The 15,807-nt window shown below is 71.2% G+C and carries 16 protein-coding genes; 9 read left to right on the top strand and 7 right to left on the bottom strand.

The annotated features are described in order from the left end of the window. Positions 1–84 precede the first annotated feature (84 nt). The 4 genes from ACH4SP_RS23730 (at position 85) to ACH4SP_RS23715 (ending at position 2,712) form a co-directional block, all read left to right on the top strand. A complete protein-coding gene (locus ACH4SP_RS23730; protein WP_398417540.1) occupies positions 85–597 on the top strand; it encodes a hypothetical protein in 513 nt (170 codons plus the stop codon). A gap of 148 nt (positions 598–745) precedes the next feature. After that, a complete protein-coding gene (locus ACH4SP_RS23725; protein ID WP_398417539.1) occupies positions 746–1,501 on the top strand; it encodes an amidohydrolase family protein in 756 nt (251 codons plus the stop codon). A gap of 67 nt (positions 1,502–1,568) precedes the next feature. Further along, complete coding sequence (locus tag ACH4SP_RS23720) at positions 1,569–1,931, top strand: hypothetical protein (protein ID WP_398417538.1); 363 nt, start codon at positions 1,569–1,571, stop codon at positions 1,929–1,931. 139 nt (positions 1,932–2,070) lie between these two features. Further along, positions 2,071–2,712 carry a hypothetical protein gene (locus ACH4SP_RS23715; protein WP_398417537.1) on the top strand — a complete coding sequence of 214 codons (642 nt, stop codon included), beginning with the start codon at positions 2,071–2,073 and terminating at the stop codon, positions 2,710–2,712. Between the two features lie 65 nt (positions 2,713–2,777). On the opposite strand, the gene ACH4SP_RS23710 is transcribed toward ACH4SP_RS23715, so the two are convergent. Continuing rightward, a complete protein-coding gene (locus tag ACH4SP_RS23710; RefSeq protein ID WP_398417536.1) occupies positions 2,778–3,332 on the bottom strand; it encodes a hypothetical protein in 555 nt (184 codons plus the stop codon). A 209-nt stretch (positions 3,333–3,541) separates the two neighbouring features. Here ACH4SP_RS23710 and ACH4SP_RS23705 point away from each other — a divergent pair, with 209 nt between their 5' ends. After that, positions 3,542–4,000: an SRPBCC family protein gene (locus ACH4SP_RS23705; RefSeq protein WP_398417535.1), complete on the top strand. Its 459-nt coding sequence runs from the start codon at positions 3,542–3,544 to the stop codon at positions 3,998–4,000. Positions 4,001–4,092: 92 nt separating this feature from the next. On the opposite strand, the gene ACH4SP_RS23700 is transcribed toward ACH4SP_RS23705, so the two are convergent. Continuing rightward, positions 4,093–5,433 (bottom strand): SAM-dependent methyltransferase, encoded by a 1,341-nt coding sequence (locus ACH4SP_RS23700; protein ID WP_398417770.1) that lies wholly within the window; start codon positions 5,431–5,433, stop codon positions 4,093–4,095. 368 nt (positions 5,434–5,801) lie between these two features. Between ACH4SP_RS23700 and ACH4SP_RS23695 the strand changes: the two genes are divergently transcribed. The 4 genes from ACH4SP_RS23695 (at position 5,802) to groL (ending at position 9,998) form a co-directional block, all read left to right on the top strand. Beyond that, complete coding sequence (locus tag ACH4SP_RS23695) at positions 5,802–6,827, top strand: polysaccharide deacetylase family protein (protein WP_398417534.1); 1,026 nt, start codon at positions 5,802–5,804, stop codon at positions 6,825–6,827. Further along, entirely contained in the window at positions 6,827–7,726 is a 900-nt protein-coding gene (locus ACH4SP_RS23690; protein WP_398417533.1) for a polysaccharide deacetylase family protein, read from the top strand. The genes ACH4SP_RS23695 and ACH4SP_RS23690 overlap by 1 nt, the downstream gene beginning before the upstream one ends. A gap of 223 nt (positions 7,727–7,949) precedes the next feature. Beyond that, positions 7,950–8,258, top strand: a complete 309-nt coding sequence (gene groES, locus ACH4SP_RS23685; protein WP_398417532.1) for a co-chaperone GroES — start codon at positions 7,950–7,952, stop codon at positions 8,256–8,258. Positions 8,259–8,372: 114 nt separating this feature from the next. Next, a complete protein-coding gene (gene groL, locus ACH4SP_RS23680) occupies positions 8,373–9,998 on the top strand; it encodes a chaperonin GroEL (protein WP_398417531.1) in 1,626 nt (541 codons plus the stop codon). Positions 9,999–10,075: 77 nt separating this feature from the next. Here groL and ACH4SP_RS23675 read toward each other — a convergent pair whose 3' ends face one another. The 5 genes from ACH4SP_RS23675 to ACH4SP_RS23655 form a co-directional block, all read right to left on the bottom strand. Continuing rightward, positions 10,076–11,101, bottom strand: a complete 1,026-nt coding sequence (locus tag ACH4SP_RS23675) for a hydroxyacid dehydrogenase (RefSeq protein WP_398417530.1) — start codon at positions 11,099–11,101, stop codon at positions 10,076–10,078. A 50-nt stretch (positions 11,102–11,151) separates the two neighbouring features. Further along, a complete protein-coding gene (locus tag ACH4SP_RS23670; RefSeq protein ID WP_398417529.1) occupies positions 11,152–12,063 on the bottom strand; it encodes a carbohydrate ABC transporter permease in 912 nt (303 codons plus the stop codon). After that, positions 12,060–13,100: a carbohydrate ABC transporter permease gene (locus ACH4SP_RS23665; RefSeq protein WP_398417528.1), complete on the bottom strand. Its 1,041-nt coding sequence runs from the start codon at positions 13,098–13,100 to the stop codon at positions 12,060–12,062. Before ACH4SP_RS23665 ends, ACH4SP_RS23670 begins: the two co-directional genes overlap by 4 nt. 8 nt (positions 13,101–13,108) lie before the next feature. Next, a complete protein-coding gene (locus ACH4SP_RS23660; protein ID WP_398417527.1) occupies positions 13,109–14,434 on the bottom strand; it encodes an ABC transporter substrate-binding protein in 1,326 nt (441 codons plus the stop codon). A gap of 232 nt (positions 14,435–14,666) precedes the next feature. After that, on the bottom strand, positions 14,667–15,788 hold the full coding sequence (locus ACH4SP_RS23655; protein WP_398417526.1) for a substrate-binding domain-containing protein: 1,122 nt from the start codon (positions 15,786–15,788) through the stop codon (positions 14,667–14,669). Positions 15,789–15,807: the final 19 nt, after the last annotated feature.

Here is a 15,807-nt window from a genome sequence, read left to right as displayed (position 1 = left end):
ACCGCTTTTCGGACAATTCGACTTGAGACTCGGCGGTGCCAGGGGGGTACCCCCCTCCGCCCGTCGAGAAAGTGAGTCCGCCGTATGTTCGTTACGCAGCTGAAGGTGGCCCAGGCCGCTCTGGGCGCGGTGTCCCTGGGCGTCGTGCTCGCGGTGTGTGCGCCGACCGGTGCCGTTGCCGCGCCGGTCACATCCGTCGCGCCGGTCACGCCGGTCACGTCCGTCGCCGCACCGCAGGCGGCCGAATCCGTACAGGCCGTGAGCGCGGTCGCCGCCCGCCACGGCGTCGGCGGCAGGGTGACCTCGCGCACCGGCCAGATCGTCCGGTCCCACCCGACCACGCACTCCGCGAACATCGGCTCGTACCGTGCGCACGCCATCGTCCGCATCGCCTGCAAGGTGCGCGGTCAGAACGTCGGCGGCAACAGCATCTGGTTCAAGCTGTGGGACCGTTCCGGCTGGATGAGCGCCAAGTACGTCGACAACTTCAGTTACGTCGGCTGGTGCGGCCACCACCGCGCTGCGACGAGCGCCCTCACCCCTGCGGAACTGGCCGCTCCGGCGAGCCCCGCCGATCCTGCGGGCCCGAAGGGGTGACGAGGGCGGCGCCGACGGGCCGTGGCCGGAGACCTTGAGGTCCTCGGCCACGGCCCGTTCACGTGCCCCCACCGCGTGCCCCCACCGCGCGCCCCGCCCCCGCCCGTGGCAGCCTCGTACGAGTACCCACCGAGGAGGCGGCACGTCCATGACCAGGGTCGATGTCCACGCGCACTACTTCCCCGAGCTCTACCTCGACATGCTCGACGAGCTCCACGGTTCGCCCGCCACGACCACCGGGCTGCGTGGCGGGGGCGGCGGAAGCACCCCGTCGGAGATCGATGCCCGTCTCGCCGCCATGGACGCCGCCGGGGTCGGAGTGCAGGTGCTGTCCGCGCCGCCCCTGACTCCGTACTTCGGCGATGCCTCGCAGGCGCTCGGTGCCGCGCGCGTCGCCAACGCCGCGTACGCCGACCTGATCCGCGCCCACCCCACCCGGTTCCGCGCGCTCGCCGCGCTCCCGCTGCCCAACGGTCTCGCTGCGGGCGACGAACTGGGCCGGTCCATCGACGAGTTGGGGTTTCTGGGGGCGGCCGTCACCACGACCGTCCTCGGACGCCCGCTCTCCGACCCGGAGTTCGTCCCGCTCCTCGACGCGCTGGAGCTGCGAGGTGCCGTACTCCTGCTGCATCCCACGGGTGGCGAGGACACCCAACAGGCCTACGAGGGGCTTGACTTGGCCTCGTATCCGAGCATCCGCCTCATCACCACCGGCAGAACTCCGCCCGATCGACCGCTCAACCCCTTCCACCACCACGCCGTCGCCGACGCGGACGCCCTGCGGCGGGCCGCGGTGACGTTCGGTCCGGAGCGGCTGCTGCTGGGCAGCGGATATCCGTACCGTACGGGCGTGTTCGACGCGCTCGTGCCCGAGGGCAACGCGGCGGAACTCCTCCGCTTTTAGACCATGTTGACCGAAGCGGCGTACCCTGGTCGCACGAGCGTGCGGCCGGGGAAGGGGCGTCAGTCAGATGGAGTGGTACTGGTGGGTGTTCATCTTCTTCATGATGGGCGGCTTCGGCAGCATCGCGAGCAGGGGACAGCAGGCGCTGGCCACCCGGCACAAGCGCCAGCTGGAGCGCATCGAGGTGCAGCGCAAGGAACGCCAGGCCATCGAAGCGGCCAACAAGCCGCCTGAGCCGATCTGCGGCTGCACGCACCACCTCGCCAAGCACGACAAGGCCGGTAAGTGCCACGAGGCGGTCGAGACGCCCACCGCCTGGGACGAGAACAAGAAGCCGGTCCGCTTCGAGGCGGGCAGCTGCAACTGCCAGCAGTACGTGGGCCCGCAGCCGCTCTCGCAGGTGTACGCGGAAGAGCTGACGGACCTCTAGAGCTGCTGGGCCTGGACCTCTGGCCCCGGCTGTTCGTACGGCCGGGGGCGCGCGGTAGCGTCAACGCGGCCCCGCCTGCATGCCTGCATGCCCGCCCGTCCCGCATGCCCCACCTGCCCCGTACGTACGAAGGACGCCCATGCCCCGCCCGCCCCTGCCGCCGCCTCCGCCCGCCCCGGACATCCGGGCGTGGCCGGACCGGGAGGCGATGCTGACCGACCGGGCGCGCGCGATGGAGGAGCTGGGCCGCAGATGGCTCGGAGCGCCCGCGGCCGTCGGATTCTGGCTGTACGGGGTGCTGCTCGCGGTCGGGTGGGGGTGCGTCGGAGTCGCGCTCCAGTCCTTCGAGGGCGGGATGTTCCCCGAGATGGTGATCGGCGGCGTCTTCCTCGTACCGGCCATCGGCGCGATCGTGCCCGCCGTCATCCTGCTCTGGCTGGGCGTGAAGCGCGACCGGACGATACGCGAACGTCTGCGCGCCTGGGCCGAGTTGGGCCCCGACCCGGCCGTCGACGCCCGGCTGTGCGCCCCCGCCCGCAGCCTCGGCTGGCTGCTTCCCTCCTTCGTGCTCGCGGCGGTCGGTCTGTGGACCTCGCTGGGGTACGCGGCGACTGCGCGCCCGGGGTCGACGACGTACGCGGACGCCACCTACTTCATCGGTTTCGGCTGCGTGATGTGGGTGGTGGGGCTGCTGGGGTCGGTCAAGGCGGTGGGTCACTACCGGTGGGCGGTACGGGTGCCGGGGCGTCGCCGGTCGGTGTCGCACGCGGGACAGGGCTGATCGGGCAGCGCTGCCCGGCACTCGCTCGGTGCCGACCCGCACTGACCCGCACCGACCCGCACCGACTACTCCTTCACCGCCGCCTGCCACACCCACTCCGTACGCCGCTCGCGGCCGGGGAGTTCGCCACGGCCGGTGCACCAGAGCAACACCTGCGCCGGCCCGCCCGCGGAGGCGTCCAGGGCGCTGGGAGCATCGGGGAACAGTCGCTCCAGCACGAAGGTGCTCAGCCGGGCCGGAGGGGTCCACTCCACCCGCAGACCCTGCGTGATGTCGTACGTGTGGAGCATCGCCTCGGCCACCCCCATCGCCTCGAACCCCGTCGAGTCGCACGGGCCCCAGTGGTACGCCCGCACCTCGGGCCCGGCGGCGGCCAGCACGGCGCCGAGCATCCCGCCTGCGGCGGCGATCACGCGCAGTACGTCGGCCGGGGCGGTCCCGGGCCGGACGGTCAGGTCCATCGGCAGATAGCGGTCCGCCGGCCGGGCCGCCAACTGCCCTGCGTACGCGGCCAGATCGTGCGCGATGTGCGCGGCGGTATCCCAGCAGGACCAGGTCAGGGATCCGGCGGGGACGGACCAGTCGGCACCGCCGGCGTCCTCGGCGCGGGGTCCGAGCACGCGCTGCACTTCACTCAGTGCGTCTTCCAGGGGAGTCACGGGCAGGGGAGTCACGGGCAGAGGAGTCACGGTCGGAGGAGTCGTGGGCGGCTGGGTCATGGGCGCGACCCTACTTACGGGGATCTCGCGCCGCACGGGATTTGCGGTGGCATCGTCCGGCCCGTACGTCTGCCGGACCACCGGCTCGGCGCCCGTGCGAGCATCCCCGTATGAAGAGATTCGAGGTCGTCACGCGTATCGGGGCGCCACCCGCGGCCGTGTTCGACCTGTCGCTGGACGTGGATCTGCACACGGCGTCGATGGCCGGTTCGGGCGAGCGGATCGTCGGGGGCGTGCGGGCCGGGCGGATGGTGCTCGGGGACACGGTGACCTGGCAGGCCAGGCACTTCGGCGTGCGGTGGCGGATGACCTCGCGCATCACCGCGTACGAACGGCCGGGGCACTTCGTGGACGAGCAGGTGACCGGGCCGTTCGCACGGTGGCACCACGCGCACTGGTTCGAGCCGGACGGACGCGGCGGGACGGTGATGCGGGATGTCGTCGAATTCGCGGCGCCACTGGGGTGGTTGGGGGCGGGCGTGGAAGCGGTGGCGCTCGACCGGTACATGCGGGGGCTCATCGCGGCGCGCAACGTGCACGTGCGGGAGTGCGCGGAGAGGGGCGACTGAGCCCTCGTCCGCCCGCTTGCCCGCAGGAGAGGGGCGACTGAGCCCTCGTCAGCCCGCTTGCCCGCCGTCCGTCCGTCCCGTACGGCCGATGCTCAGGCCGGGTGGCCGATCAGCATGGTGGGGGCGCCGGCGACGCGGGTGAGGAAGACCGTCGCGGAGTTCTTGCCGGAGAGCTTCATCTTCTTGCGGAGCTCCTCCGGCTCGACGGCCGAGCCGCGCTTCTTGACGGTGAGGATGCCGACCTCGCGCTCGCGGAGAAGAGCCTTCAACTTCTTTACGCCGAAGGGGAGTTGGTCGGTGATCTCGTACGGGGTGGCGTACGGGGTGGGGTGCAGTCCGTCGGCGGTGATGTACGCGATCGTCTCGTCGATCAGACCGCCTTCGAGTTCCTCGGCGGCCTCGGCGACGAGGTGGGCGCGGATGACGGCGCCGTCGGGCTCGTAGAGATAGCGGCCGACCTCGCGGACGTCGGGGTTGGGGAGGCCGCGGCCGACGAGGGTCGCGCCGGAGGGGAGGAGGGTGGCGCGGCGGGTGCCGACGACGATCTGCCGGTCCTGGTTCTGGCTGCCGGGCGCGTGCCAGAGGACCGCTTCCTTCACGTCGCCGTTGTCGGAGATCCACTCGGCCTCGAAGTCGTCGGGGACGAGCTCGTGGGGGATGCCGGGGGCGATCTTGATGGCGCCGGTGCCGACCTTGCGCACCGCCTCGATGGAGAAGGAGAGGGGCGGGGAGTACGCCTCGGGGTCGAAGATCCGGCCGCGCGCGCCTGACCTGCGAGCCGGGTCGATGAAGAGGGACTGCGCGCCGGTCAGGTCGTACGTCAGGACATCGGCCTGTACGACGGTGAGCGCGGCGGGGTCGGGGAGGAGGGCCTGCGCGTTGGCGCGGGCGGCGAGGCAGGTGGCGGGGTCGAGGTCGACGGCGGTGACGGCCAGGCCCGCGCGGGCCATGGCGAGGGCGTCGCCGCCGATGCCGCCGCAGAGGTCGAGGACGTGGGAGAGCGGGGAGCCGGGGGCGGAGGGCTCGGGGGCGGGGGTCTGGGCGGCGGCCGGGGTCGGGGCCGGGGTCGGGTGTGCGGCTTGGGTGGCGGCTGGCGCCGGGTGTGCGGCTTGGGTGGCGGCAGGGGCGGCGGCTGGGGGCGAGGCCGGGGCCGTGGCCTGTGGCCGGCCCAGGTCGCGGAAGCGGGCCGCGCGGTATTCGGCGACGGAGCGGCGGGTGGACTGCTCGACCCCGTTGGGCGTGAAGTACATCCGGTGTGCGTCCTCGGCGCCGAACTTCGCCGCAGCCCGCTGCCGCAGCCGGGCCTGGGCGAGCGCCGCCGACACCAGCTCGGCGGGGTGGTCGCGGCGCAGCCGGGTCGCGAGCGCCAGGGCCTGGGCGGGGTCGTAGTCCCGCAGCTCGGCGAGGAGGGCCTGGCCCTCGGGGGCGAGCAGGGCACGGAAGGCGTTGAGGGCGGCGTCCTCGGTGCCGGTGCCGGTGCCGGTGGTGTCGGTGGTGCCGGTGGTGATTGCGCCGGTGCCAGCGCCAGCATCAGCGCCGGCGTCGGTGGTGATTGCGCTGGTGGTCCCGGGGATCCCGGTGGCCCCCGGGGTCCCGGTGGCGTCGGCGTTGTCGTCGCCGGAAGGGCGGCCGGAGTGGTTCGTCACCCGTCCCATTGTGGTCCAGCCCGGCAGAACCGCCGACCCCGCCCGTCCTGCCTGCCCCGCCCCGCCCACCGCATGTGGGCCAGGCGGGCGACCGTCCGCGCCGCCTCCCCGTGTCGCCCGCTCCCCGGCCCGCCCCGCTGACAGGATGCGGCGCCATGCGACTTGTACGACAAGCAGAAGAAAGAGGGCTCTCTGTGGATAACTCGGGAGCAGGCGGGCGCAGGCGGGGCACCATGGCGGTAGCGGTTCTGGTGACGGCCGCGATCGCCTCGGGGTGCGCGACCCCGGCGGAGCAGGAGACGGGCGGCCGGGGCGGGGCCGCCCTCGGGAAGGAGACGGGAGAGGCGGGGGAGGCGGGGGAGACGGGGGAGGGGCGGAAGAAGGTGGACGGCGCGGCCGGCGCCCTGCTCTCACCCGCCGAGAAGCTGCGGCAGGAGCAGGCCGCGGCCAAGGCCGCGCAGGCGGCCCGGGTGGTGGCGGCCAGACGCTGGGGGCTGGTGCAGACGCCGCTGGCCGTGCCTCCGGCGCCCAGGGTCAAGCCGAAGATCAAGGCCCGGCAGGGCTTCGAGGTGGACGGCCAGGTCTCGGAGGGGCTGCCGCCGATCTTCACGACGGTGCCGGTCAAGGACAGGGTCGTGTTCCTGACCATCGACGACGGGGCCGAGAAGGACCCCGAGCTGATCCGGATGATGGACGAGCTGAAGATCCCGTACAGCGCGTTCCTCTCCGACTACCTGGTGAAGGAGGACTACGCGTACTTCAAGAAGATGCAGAAGAAGGGCGTGGCCCTGCACAACCACACCCTCAACCACCGTTACCTGCCCGGCCTTTCGTACGAACAGCAGAAGCACGAGATCTGCGGCCAGCAGTCCAACATCGAGAAGCGGTACGGCAAGCGCCCCCCGCTCTTCCGCCCGCCGTACGGCAACTACAACAAGGACACGCTGGTCGCCGCCAAGTCCTGCGGTGTGAAGGCGGTCCCGCTGTGGGCGGCGGAGGCCTTCCCGGACCGGATGGAATGGCGCGAATGGGACAAGGACCTGCACCCCGGCGACATCGTCCTCACACATTTCCGGGGGCGGGGTGACTGGAAGGGGACCATGCCCGACATGATTCGTCGGGTCATGAAGACGATCACCGCCAAGGGATACGCCGTGGCCAAGCTGGAGGATTACGTGTGATGCGAGGACGGGCACGCCGGTCGGGGCTGTGGGCGGCGGGGGCGGTGGCGATCGGTGTGCTCGTCGCGGGGGTGAGCGGATGCGCGGGACAAGGGGCCGGGGACGGTTCCGGAGAGCTGCGGGAAGGGTCCGCGGCGAAGTCCGCGACGCCCGGGGCGACCCCCGGGCAGGCGGCACCGGCGCCCGCCGCACCGGGGACCGACGCCAGGGGCGTACCCCTGAAGGCATACGCGCGCTGGGGCCTGGCGGGTCCCCTCGCACCGGCCCCGGCGCACCCGGACCGTACGCCCGTGCTCAAGGCGTCCGGACCGCCCGTCGTCCTGGACCGGGTCAGGACCCGCGACAAGGTCGTCTTCCTGACCTTCGACGACGGGGCCGAGAAGGACCCCCGGTTCATCAGGATGGTCGGGGAGCTGAAGCTCCCGATCAGCATGTTCCTGACGGACAGCGTCGCCGGGAGCGACTACGACCACTTCAAGCGCCTGCGCGACGCCGGCGGCGGCACGATCCAGAACCACACCACGGGACACGCGAACCTGCGGACGCTGTCGTACGAGGGCCAGCGCAAGCAGATCTGCGGCCAGCAGGACCGCCTGGCGGCCCGCTTCGGCACCCGCCCCACCCTCTTCCGCCCGCCGTACGGCAACTACAACGAGGCCACGGTGCGCGCGGCGGGCAGCTGCGGGGTGCGGGCCCTCGTCCTCTGGCGCGAGTCGATGCAGATCCACAACATGCGCTACGCGGAGGGCGACCGCCTCAAGTCCGGTGACATCGTTCTCGCGCACTTCCGCGGTCCCGACGAGCTCAAGGGCTCGACCATCACCGAGATGACGGCCCGCATGCTGCGCAGGATCCAGGACCAGGGGTTCACGGTGGCGCGCCTGGAGGACTACCTGTGACGGCCGCGATGCCGTGCGGAGGGCGGCCGGATCACTCCCGGGGGTCTTGGATTGGCACTCCGCTTGACCGAGTGCTAACTGCGTCATAGTCTCGGCTCTGGCACTCACCACTGGAGAGTGCCAACACAGCGACGGGCAGGTCCGGCACCCGCGACGACGGATCCACCTGGTCGCCACCCCAGACTGTTAACCCCGTGAGATCTCCGAAGGGGGAGACCGGATCGTGACGACCGCAAGCTCCAAGGTTGCCATCAAGCCGCTTGAGGACCGCATCGTGGTCCAGCCGCTCGACGCCGAGCAGACCACCGCCTCTGGCCTGGTCATTCCGGACACCGCGAAGGAGAAGCCCCAGGAGGGCGCCGTCCTCGCCGTGGGTCCGGGCCGCTTCGAGAACGGCGAGCGCCTGCCGCTCGACGTGAGCGTCGGCGACGTAGTGCTGTACAGCAAGTACGGCGGCACCGAGGTGAAGTACAACGGGGACGAGTACCTCGTTCTCTCGGCCCGCGACGTTCTCGCCATCATCGAGAAGTAAGCACGCCGGGAAGTAATTCACTTCCGCATTTTTTGTTCTGCGCCCCTGGCCCCCGCTCACACGCCGGGCGTCCAGGGGCGCAGTTCGTATTCCGAGAGGACTTGAGAAAGCTCCATGGCGAAGATCCTGAAGTTCGACGAGGACGCCCGTCGCGCCCTTGAGCGCGGCGTCAACAAGCTTGCCGACACCGTGAAGGTGACGATCGGCCCCCGCGGCCGCAACGTCGTCATCGACAAGAAGTTCGGCGCCCCGACCATCACCAACGACGGTGTCACCATCGCGCGTGAGGTCGAGCTCGACGACCCGTACGAGAACCTCGGTGCCCAGCTGGTGAAGGAGGTGGCGACCAAGACCAACGACATCGCGGGTGACGGTACGACCACCGCCACCGTGCTGGCCCAGGCGCTCGTCCGCGAGGGCCTGCGCAACGTCGCCGCGGGTGCCTCCCCGGCCGCCCTGAAGAAGGGCATCGACGCCGCGGTCAAGGCCGTGTCCGAGGAGCTCCTCGCGACCGCCCGCCCGATCGAGGACAAGTCCGACATCGCCGCCGTGGCCGCGCTCTCCGCGCAGGACCAGCAGGTCGGCGAGCTCATCGCCGAGGCGATGGACAAGGTCGGCAAGGACGGTGTCATCACCGTCGAGGAGTCCAACACCTTCGGCCTGGAGCTCGACTTCACCGAGGGCATGGCCTTCGACAAGGGCTACCTCTCGCCGTACATGGTGACCGACCAGGAGCGTATGGAGGCCGTCCTCGACGACCCGTACATCCTGATCCACCAGGGCAAGATCGGCTCGATCCAGGACCTGCTGCCGCTCCTGGAGAAGGTCATCCAGGCCGGTGGCTCCAAGCCGCTGCTGATCATCGCCGAGGACGTCGAGGGCGAGGCGCTCTCCACCCTCGTCGTCAACAAGATCCGCGGCACGTTCAACGCCGTGGCCGTCAAGGCCCCGGGCTTCGGCGACCGCCGCAAGGCGATGCTCGGCGACATGGCCACCCTCACCGGTGCCACCGTCATCGCCGAAGAGGTCGGCCTCAAGCTCGACCAGGCCGGTCTGGACGTGCTGGGCACCGCCCGCCGCGTCACGATCTCCAAGGACGACACGGTCATCGTCGACGGCGGGGGCAACTCCGAGGACGTCAAGGGCCGCGTCAACCAGATCAAGGCCGAGATCGAGTCCACGGACTCCGACTGGGACCGCGAGAAGCTGCAGGAGCGCCTGGCGAAGCTCGCCGGCGGCGTCTGCGTCATCAAGGTCGGTGCCGCGACCGAGGTCGAGCTCAAGGAGAAGAAGCACCGTCTGGAGGACGCCATCTCCGCGACCCGCGCCGCGGTCGAGGAGGGCATCGTCTCCGGTGGTGGCTCCGCGCTCGTCCACGCCGTGAAGGTCCTGGACGGCAACCTCGACAAGACCGGCGACGAGGCCACGGGTGTCGCGGTCGTCCGCCGCGCCGCCGTCGAGCCGCTGCGCTGGATCGCCGAGAACGCCGGCCTTGAGGGCTACGTCATCACCTCCAAGGTCGCCGACCTGGAGGCCGGGCAGGGCTTCAACGCCGCCACCGGCGAGTACGGCGACCTGGTCAAGGCCGGCGTCATCGACCCGGTCAAGGTCACCCGCTCCGCCCTGGAGAACGCCGCGTCCATCGCGTCGCTGCTGCTCACGACCGAGACCCTGGTCGTCGAGAAGCCGGCCGAGGAAGAGGCCGACGCCGGTCACGGCGGCCACGGCCACTCCCACTGACCTGGTCAGTAGCTGAACAACGCCGAGGCCCGGCGCCCCTTCGGGGGTGCCGGGCCTCGGTGCGTTTCCCGCAGGGGCTACGCGGAGTGGTCCAGTACGTCCGGACGTACCGCCTCCGCGAAGGGGACCCTCGCCGCGTACCGCTCCAGCTCGGCCAGCGCGTGGTCGGCCATTCGGTGCAGCTCGTTGCCGAAGGACCCGGCCAGGTGCGGGGTGAGCAGGACGTTGGGCAGCGTGTAGAACGGCGAGCCGGGCGGTGGGACCTCGGGGTCCGTGACGTCGAGTACGGCGTCCAGCCTGCCGGACTCCAGGTGCGGGAGCAGCGCGGACTCGTCGACGAGGGAGCCGCGCGAGGTGTTGATCAGGGTGGCTCCGTCGGGCATGGCGGCGAGTTGGGCGGCGCCGATCATGTGCCGGGTCTCCGGGAGCTGGGGGGCGTGCACGGAGACGATCGTGCTGCGGGTGCACAGCGTCAGCAGGTCCGTCGGCTCGACGCCCAGGCGGGCCGCTTCGGCCGGGGTGACGTACGGGTCGTACAGCAGTGTGTGTACGTCGAAGGGGGCCAGCAGCTCGATGACGCGGCGGCCGATCCGGGAGGCGCCGACGATGCCGACGGTGCGGCGGTAGTTGCCGGAGGTGTGCAGGTCGGTGCGCCAGTCGTGGCCGGAGCCGTCGAGGCGGCGGTAGGTGCGGGCGGCCCTGGCGACGTGCTTTCCGGCGAACAGGATCGCAGCGAGGGTGTACTCGGCGACGGGCAGGGCGTTGGCCCCGGCGGCCGAGCTGACCGTGAGGCCGCGTTCCCAGCAGGCCGGGGTGATGTGGTGCTTGACCGATCCGGCCGCGTGCACGACGGCGCGCAGCTTCGGGGCCCGGGCCAGGACGTCGGGGGTGAGCGGGGTGGCGCCCCAGCAGGTGAGGAGCACCTCGGCCTCGGCGAGTGCCGCCGCGAACTCGGGGGCGTGCAGATCGTGGGCGACCAGGTGGGGGTCGGTGCGGGCGAGCTGGGCGAGGCGGGTCCGCTGGTCGTCGCTGAGCAGGCGTTCCGCGATGCCGGGGGCCATCGCGAGCAGGGTCGCGGGGCGATTGTCAGTGGCGTGGTGCATGGTGGAACTCGGGCTCCTCATCGGGTCGTTCGGCGCTAAGGAAGTGCCCGTCACTTGACGCTGCCGGCGGTGAGTCCGGCCTTCCAGTGCCGCTGGAGGGAGACGAAGGCGACGATCAGGGGGATGACGGCGAGGAGGGAGCCGGTGACGACCATCGGGAGGTAGGTCGGCTCGGCGTGAGCGTTGGAGTTCCATGCGTACAGACCGAGGCTCAGCGGGAAGAGCTTCTGGTCCGAGAGCATCACCAGGGGGAGGAAGAAGTTGTTCCAGATCGCGGTGAACTGGAAGAGGAAGACGGTCACGAAGCCCGGCATGACCATGGGCAGACCGATCGAGAAGAAGATCCGCAGCTCGCCCGCGCCGTCGATACGGGCGGCCTCCAGGGCCTCGTTCGGGATGTAGCCCGCGCTGAAGACCCGGGAGAGGTAGACCCCGAAGGGGTGGACCAGGACCGGCAGCAGGACCGACCAGTAGGTGTTGACCAGCCCGACCCTGCTGGCCAGCAGGTACATCGGCAGGGCGAGCGCGGTCGTCGGGACCAGCACCCCGAGCAGCACCGTGGAGAACAGCTTCTCCTTGCCCCGGAAGGCGTACTTGTCGAAGGCGTAGCCCGCCGCCACGCTCACCAGCGAACTGATGACGGCCCCCACGCCCGCGTACAGAAGGGAGTTGCCGTACCAGCGGAAGTAGATGCCGTCGCCGTGCGAGGCCAGGCCGGAGAGGTTCCGGCCGAGGTCGAAGCCCTCGAAGGAGAAGGCGTTGCCCGCGAGCAGCCCGCCCGCGTCCTTGGTGGCGGCGGTGAGCAGCCACACCAGGGGGAAGAGCATGTAGAGCGTGGCGAGGACGAGCGCGCCGTTGACCGCCGTACGGGAGAGCCAGCGGCCGACGGGAGCGGCAGGAGCGGTGGGGGACACGGGGGAGACGGAGGAGGGAGAGGAGGGAGAGGAGACGGAGGTGCTCATGCGGTGCTCCCCTTCGAGGCCTTCTCCTGCTTGTCCACGGCCTTCTTCTGTCTGCGCCCGCCGGACAGCCTGGTCACCACGAACGACAGCAGAGCGGCCGTGAGGGCGAGGAGTACGGAGGCGGCCGCGGCCAGCCCGTAGTCGTTGCGGTCGAAGGCCGCGGTGTAGGCGTACATGTTCGGCGTCCAGGTGGAGGTGACGGCGGAGCCCGTGCCCTTGTTGAGGATCAGCGGCTCGGTGAACAGCTGGAGCGAACCGATGACGGTGAACAGCGCGACCATCACCACCGATGCCCTGATCAGCGGCACCTTGATGCTGAACGCGGTGCGCCAGGCCCCCGCCCCGTCCACGGTGGCCGCCTCCAGGACGGACCGGTCGACGGCCTGGAGGGCCGCGTAGAAGATCACCATGTTGTAGCCGAGCCACTCCCACAGCGCGATGTTGACCACCGAGGGCAGGGCGCCCGAGGGCGAGAAGAAGTCGAAGCCGATCCCGCCGGCCTCCATCGCGTCGACCACCGGGCTGAGCTGCGGCGTGTAGAGGTACACCCAGATCAGTGCGGCGATGATGCCGGGCACGGCGTGCGGCAGGAACAGCGCGAGCTGGAAGAAGCGGCGCGCGCGGGCGAGCGCCGAGTCGAGCAGCAGCGCCAGCGCGAGGGCGCCGCCGATCATCAGCGGGATGTAGAGGGCGCAGTACCCGAGGAGTACGGCGAAGCCCTCGCGGAAGGCCGGATCGCCCAGCGCGGCGGTGTAGTTGTCGAGTCCGCTGAACACGGTCTCGACCCCGCCGAAGCCAAGCCCCGACTGCTTCTCGCTGAACAGGCTGAGCCACACCGCGTATCCGATCGGCACGACCATCACCAGGACGAACAGTGCGAAGAAAGGCGTGAGGAGGAGGGCTGCGGCGGCATTGGTACGGGCGCGGGCGGCCGAACGCACCCGGGCCCGGCCCCCGGCGCGCGACGGCTGGGCGGCGGGGCCGTCCGGCCCGGTGGCAGGAGCACCGGGCCGGGTACCAGCCTTCGTGGTGGCCATGGTGGGGCTCAGCCCTCGACCTTCAGGCCGCGCTTCTTCAGCTCGGCGACGGTCGCGGCATGGCCGGCCCGCACCGCGTCGGCGATCGTCGTGCCGCCGTGGGTGACCTTGCCGAACTGGTCCTTGATGATGCTGTTGGTGGTGCCGGTGCTCGGCCCCCACGACCAGTTCGCCCTGATCGACGTACCGGCGTCCTCGAAGACCTGGTAGATGTCCTGACCGCCGTAGTACTTCGCGTCGAAGGCCTTCTTCGCCGCCGGGCGCAGCGCGGCGGCGGCCGGGAAGGCGCTCGAAGTGCCGGACGCGATACGGGCCTTGATGCCCGCCTCCGTCGTCGTCATCCACTTCGCGAACTCGACCGCCGCGGCCGCCTTCTCGCTGCCCTTGGTCACCGCGAACGTCGATCCGCCGAGCATCCCGCTGGCCGCCTTCCCGTCCCAGGTCGGCATCGGCGCCACCGCCCACTTGCCGCTCTGCTCCGGCAGGGTGCTCTTCAGGACGCCCGCGCCCCAGGCCGCACCGAGGTAGCCGATCGTGCCGCCGCTCTTGAGGGAGTTGGTCCACTCCGGGCTGAAGGACGCGTTGTTGCGGATCAGGTCGCCGTCGAGGAGCTGCTGCCAGTACCCGGAGACCTTGGCGGTCGCCGCGTCGGTGGTGTTCACCTTCCAGGTGTCGCCCTCGGCCTTGAACCACTGGGCGCCCGCCTGCCAGGCCATCGCCTGGAACGTCGTCGGGTCGTCCGGGAAGAACGTGCCGATCCGTGCCTTCGCGTCGGCCTTCTTGACCTTCTCGGCCGCGGCCTTGAACTCGTCCCAGGTCTTGGGGACTTGGACGCCGTACTTGGCGAACAGGTCCTTGCGGTAGAAGAAGGCCTGCGGTGCGGCGTCGAAGGGGACCGCCCAGTTCTTGCCGCCGAGCGTCGTCAGTTCCACCGTCTGCGGCAGGAACTTCTTCCTCGCGTCGTCGCCGAGCAGGGCGCCGATGTCCTGCACCGAGCCCTGGCTGACGAATTCCGGCAGCATCGGGTACTCGATGGACACCAGGTCGGGGGCGTTGTCGGCCTTCACCGCGTTGGAGATCTTCGCGTAGCCGCCGGCGTTGCCGGACGGGATCTCCTCGTACTTCACCTTGATGTCGGTGTGCGAGGCGTTGAAGGCGTCGACGACTTCCTTGGTGCCCTTCGCCCAGCCCCAGAAGGTGATGTCGACGGGCTTGCCGTCGGCCCCCGGGGCGGCGGAACCGCCGCCACCGTTGCCGCCGCAGGCCGTGAGGACGGCGAGGGCGGTGGCTGCGCCGGCTATGACGAGTGGTGTTCGCTTCCAACTGCGGCTCACGGCATGGCTCCTGTAAGGAAGGCGGCGACATTGGCGTTGGCCGCGATCCTTGAACCAGCCCTGAACGAAGTCAAGAGCGAACGATCGAATGATCGAAAATAGATCAGCCGGATGTGCCCCGGGAACCTGCCGGAACCTGTGAGCGGGGACCGGCCGGACCCATGCCCTGGGGGCCGGCCGGACCCACGCCCTGGGGACCGGCCGGACCCATGCCCTGGGAGCCGGCCGGGGCCTACGTCCTGGAGGCTGCCGGAACCTGCGGTTCGGCCCCGCACGAAGCCCGTACCCGCAGGCTCGGCAGCAGTGCCAGGTGCCGCCGCGGGGCCTCTCGCGGGCCGCCGCCCCCGCCCGCCTGCTCGCCCAGCCTCTCCACCAGCAACTCCGCCGCGTGCCGCCCCACTTCGCGCTTCGGCGGGGCCACCGCCGTCAGCGGCGTGTCCGCCAGCGCCGCCACCTCGTCGTCGTACGCGACGACCGCCAGATCGTCCGGCACCCGCACGCCCAGCTCCGCCAGCCGCTGCACGATCTGGATCGCGTCCACGTCGTTGTGCACCAGCGCGGCCGTCACTCCGTCCGCGACCGCCGCACACAGCTGTCGTACCGCCGTCTCGAACCCCTCCGGATCCAGCTCCGCCGGTACGGAGTCGATCGCGGCCCGGGGCGCCGTCAGCCCCGGCGAGCCCAGCGCCGCCGCGTATCCGGCGCGTACCGACAGGGCCGTCGGGCTGTCCGCCCGAGCCACCAGCACCGGCGCTCCGTGCCCGAGCCCCACCAGGTGACGTACCGCGAGCAGCGCACCGTACGCGTGGTCCGAGCAGACCCGGTCGAGGCCGTCCAGCGGCGATCCGGGCGCGGGCTGCCGCTCCAGCAGCACGGCCGGGACCGGCAGCCGGGCCAGCCACTCCCCGTACTCCGCCGGGTCCTGCGGCCCCCGCCACCCGGGCGCCACCAGTACTCCCTGCGCACCCGCCGCGAGCAGCCCCTCCACCCGAGCCCGGTCCTCCTCCGGCCGGTAGTCGGAGATCCGCAGGATCAGCCGCGCCCCGGCCCGCGCCGCGGCCTCGTGCGCGCCCCGGATCACCTCGGCGAAGTAGTACGTCGCGGAGGGGGCGAGCAGTCCGATCACCAGGTCGCCCGACCGCTGTCCCGGGGCCGCCGGGTCCTGTGCCCCGGGCCACGACACCGACCCGTGCACCCGGTCCAGCAGGCCCTTCGCGGCCAGCGCCTCGGCGTCCCGCCGGGCGGTGACGGGGGAGACCCCCAGCAGCCCGGCCAGGTCCGAGACCCGTGCGGTGCCGTGCCGGCGCACCAGCTCCAGCAGTCGGTCATGACGTTCAGCGGCACTCTCGCGCACGGTCGCATCCCCCTAGGCG

Origin of the sequence: Streptomyces sp. NPDC021093, from assembly GCF_044333135.1 — a bacterium.
In the GTDB taxonomy this organism is placed as follows: domain Bacteria; phylum Actinomycetota; class Actinomycetes; order Streptomycetales; family Streptomycetaceae; genus Streptomyces.
The sequence above is the reverse complement of the archived record's forward strand: the minus strand, read 5'-3'. Positions and strand labels throughout refer to the sequence as shown.

What these genes read in the sequence shown, in the direction of transcription:
- ACH4SP_RS23730 (WP_398417540.1), top strand. Translation starts at nt 85, where the DNA reads ATGTTCGTTACGCAGCTGAAGGTGGCCCAGGCCGCTCTGGGCGCGGTG.
- ACH4SP_RS23725 (WP_398417539.1), top strand. Translation starts at nt 746, where the DNA reads ATGACCAGGGTCGATGTCCACGCGCACTACTTCCCCGAGCTCTACCTC.
- ACH4SP_RS23720 (WP_398417538.1), top strand. Translation starts at nt 1,569, where the DNA reads ATGGAGTGGTACTGGTGGGTGTTCATCTTCTTCATGATGGGCGGCTTC.
- ACH4SP_RS23715 (WP_398417537.1), top strand. Translation starts at nt 2,071, where the DNA reads ATGCCCCGCCCGCCCCTGCCGCCGCCTCCGCCCGCCCCGGACATCCGG.
- ACH4SP_RS23705 (WP_398417535.1), top strand. Translation starts at nt 3,542, where the DNA reads ATGAAGAGATTCGAGGTCGTCACGCGTATCGGGGCGCCACCCGCGGCC.
- ACH4SP_RS23695 (WP_398417534.1), top strand. Translation starts at nt 5,802, where the DNA reads ATGCGACTTGTACGACAAGCAGAAGAAAGAGGGCTCTCTGTGGATAAC.
- ACH4SP_RS23690 (WP_398417533.1), top strand. Translation starts at nt 6,827, where the DNA reads ATGCGAGGACGGGCACGCCGGTCGGGGCTGTGGGCGGCGGGGGCGGTG.
- groL (WP_398417531.1), top strand. Translation starts at nt 8,373, where the DNA reads ATGGCGAAGATCCTGAAGTTCGACGAGGACGCCCGTCGCGCCCTTGAG.
- ACH4SP_RS23675 (WP_398417530.1), bottom strand. Translation starts at nt 11,101, where the DNA reads ATGCACCACGCCACTGACAATCGCCCCGCGACCCTGCTCGCGATGGCC.
- ACH4SP_RS23670 (WP_398417529.1), bottom strand. Translation starts at nt 12,063, where the DNA reads ATGAGCACCTCCGTCTCCTCTCCCTCCTCTCCCTCCTCCGTCTCCCCC.
- ACH4SP_RS23665 (WP_398417528.1), bottom strand. Translation starts at nt 13,100, where the DNA reads ATGGCCACCACGAAGGCTGGTACCCGGCCCGGTGCTCCTGCCACCGGG.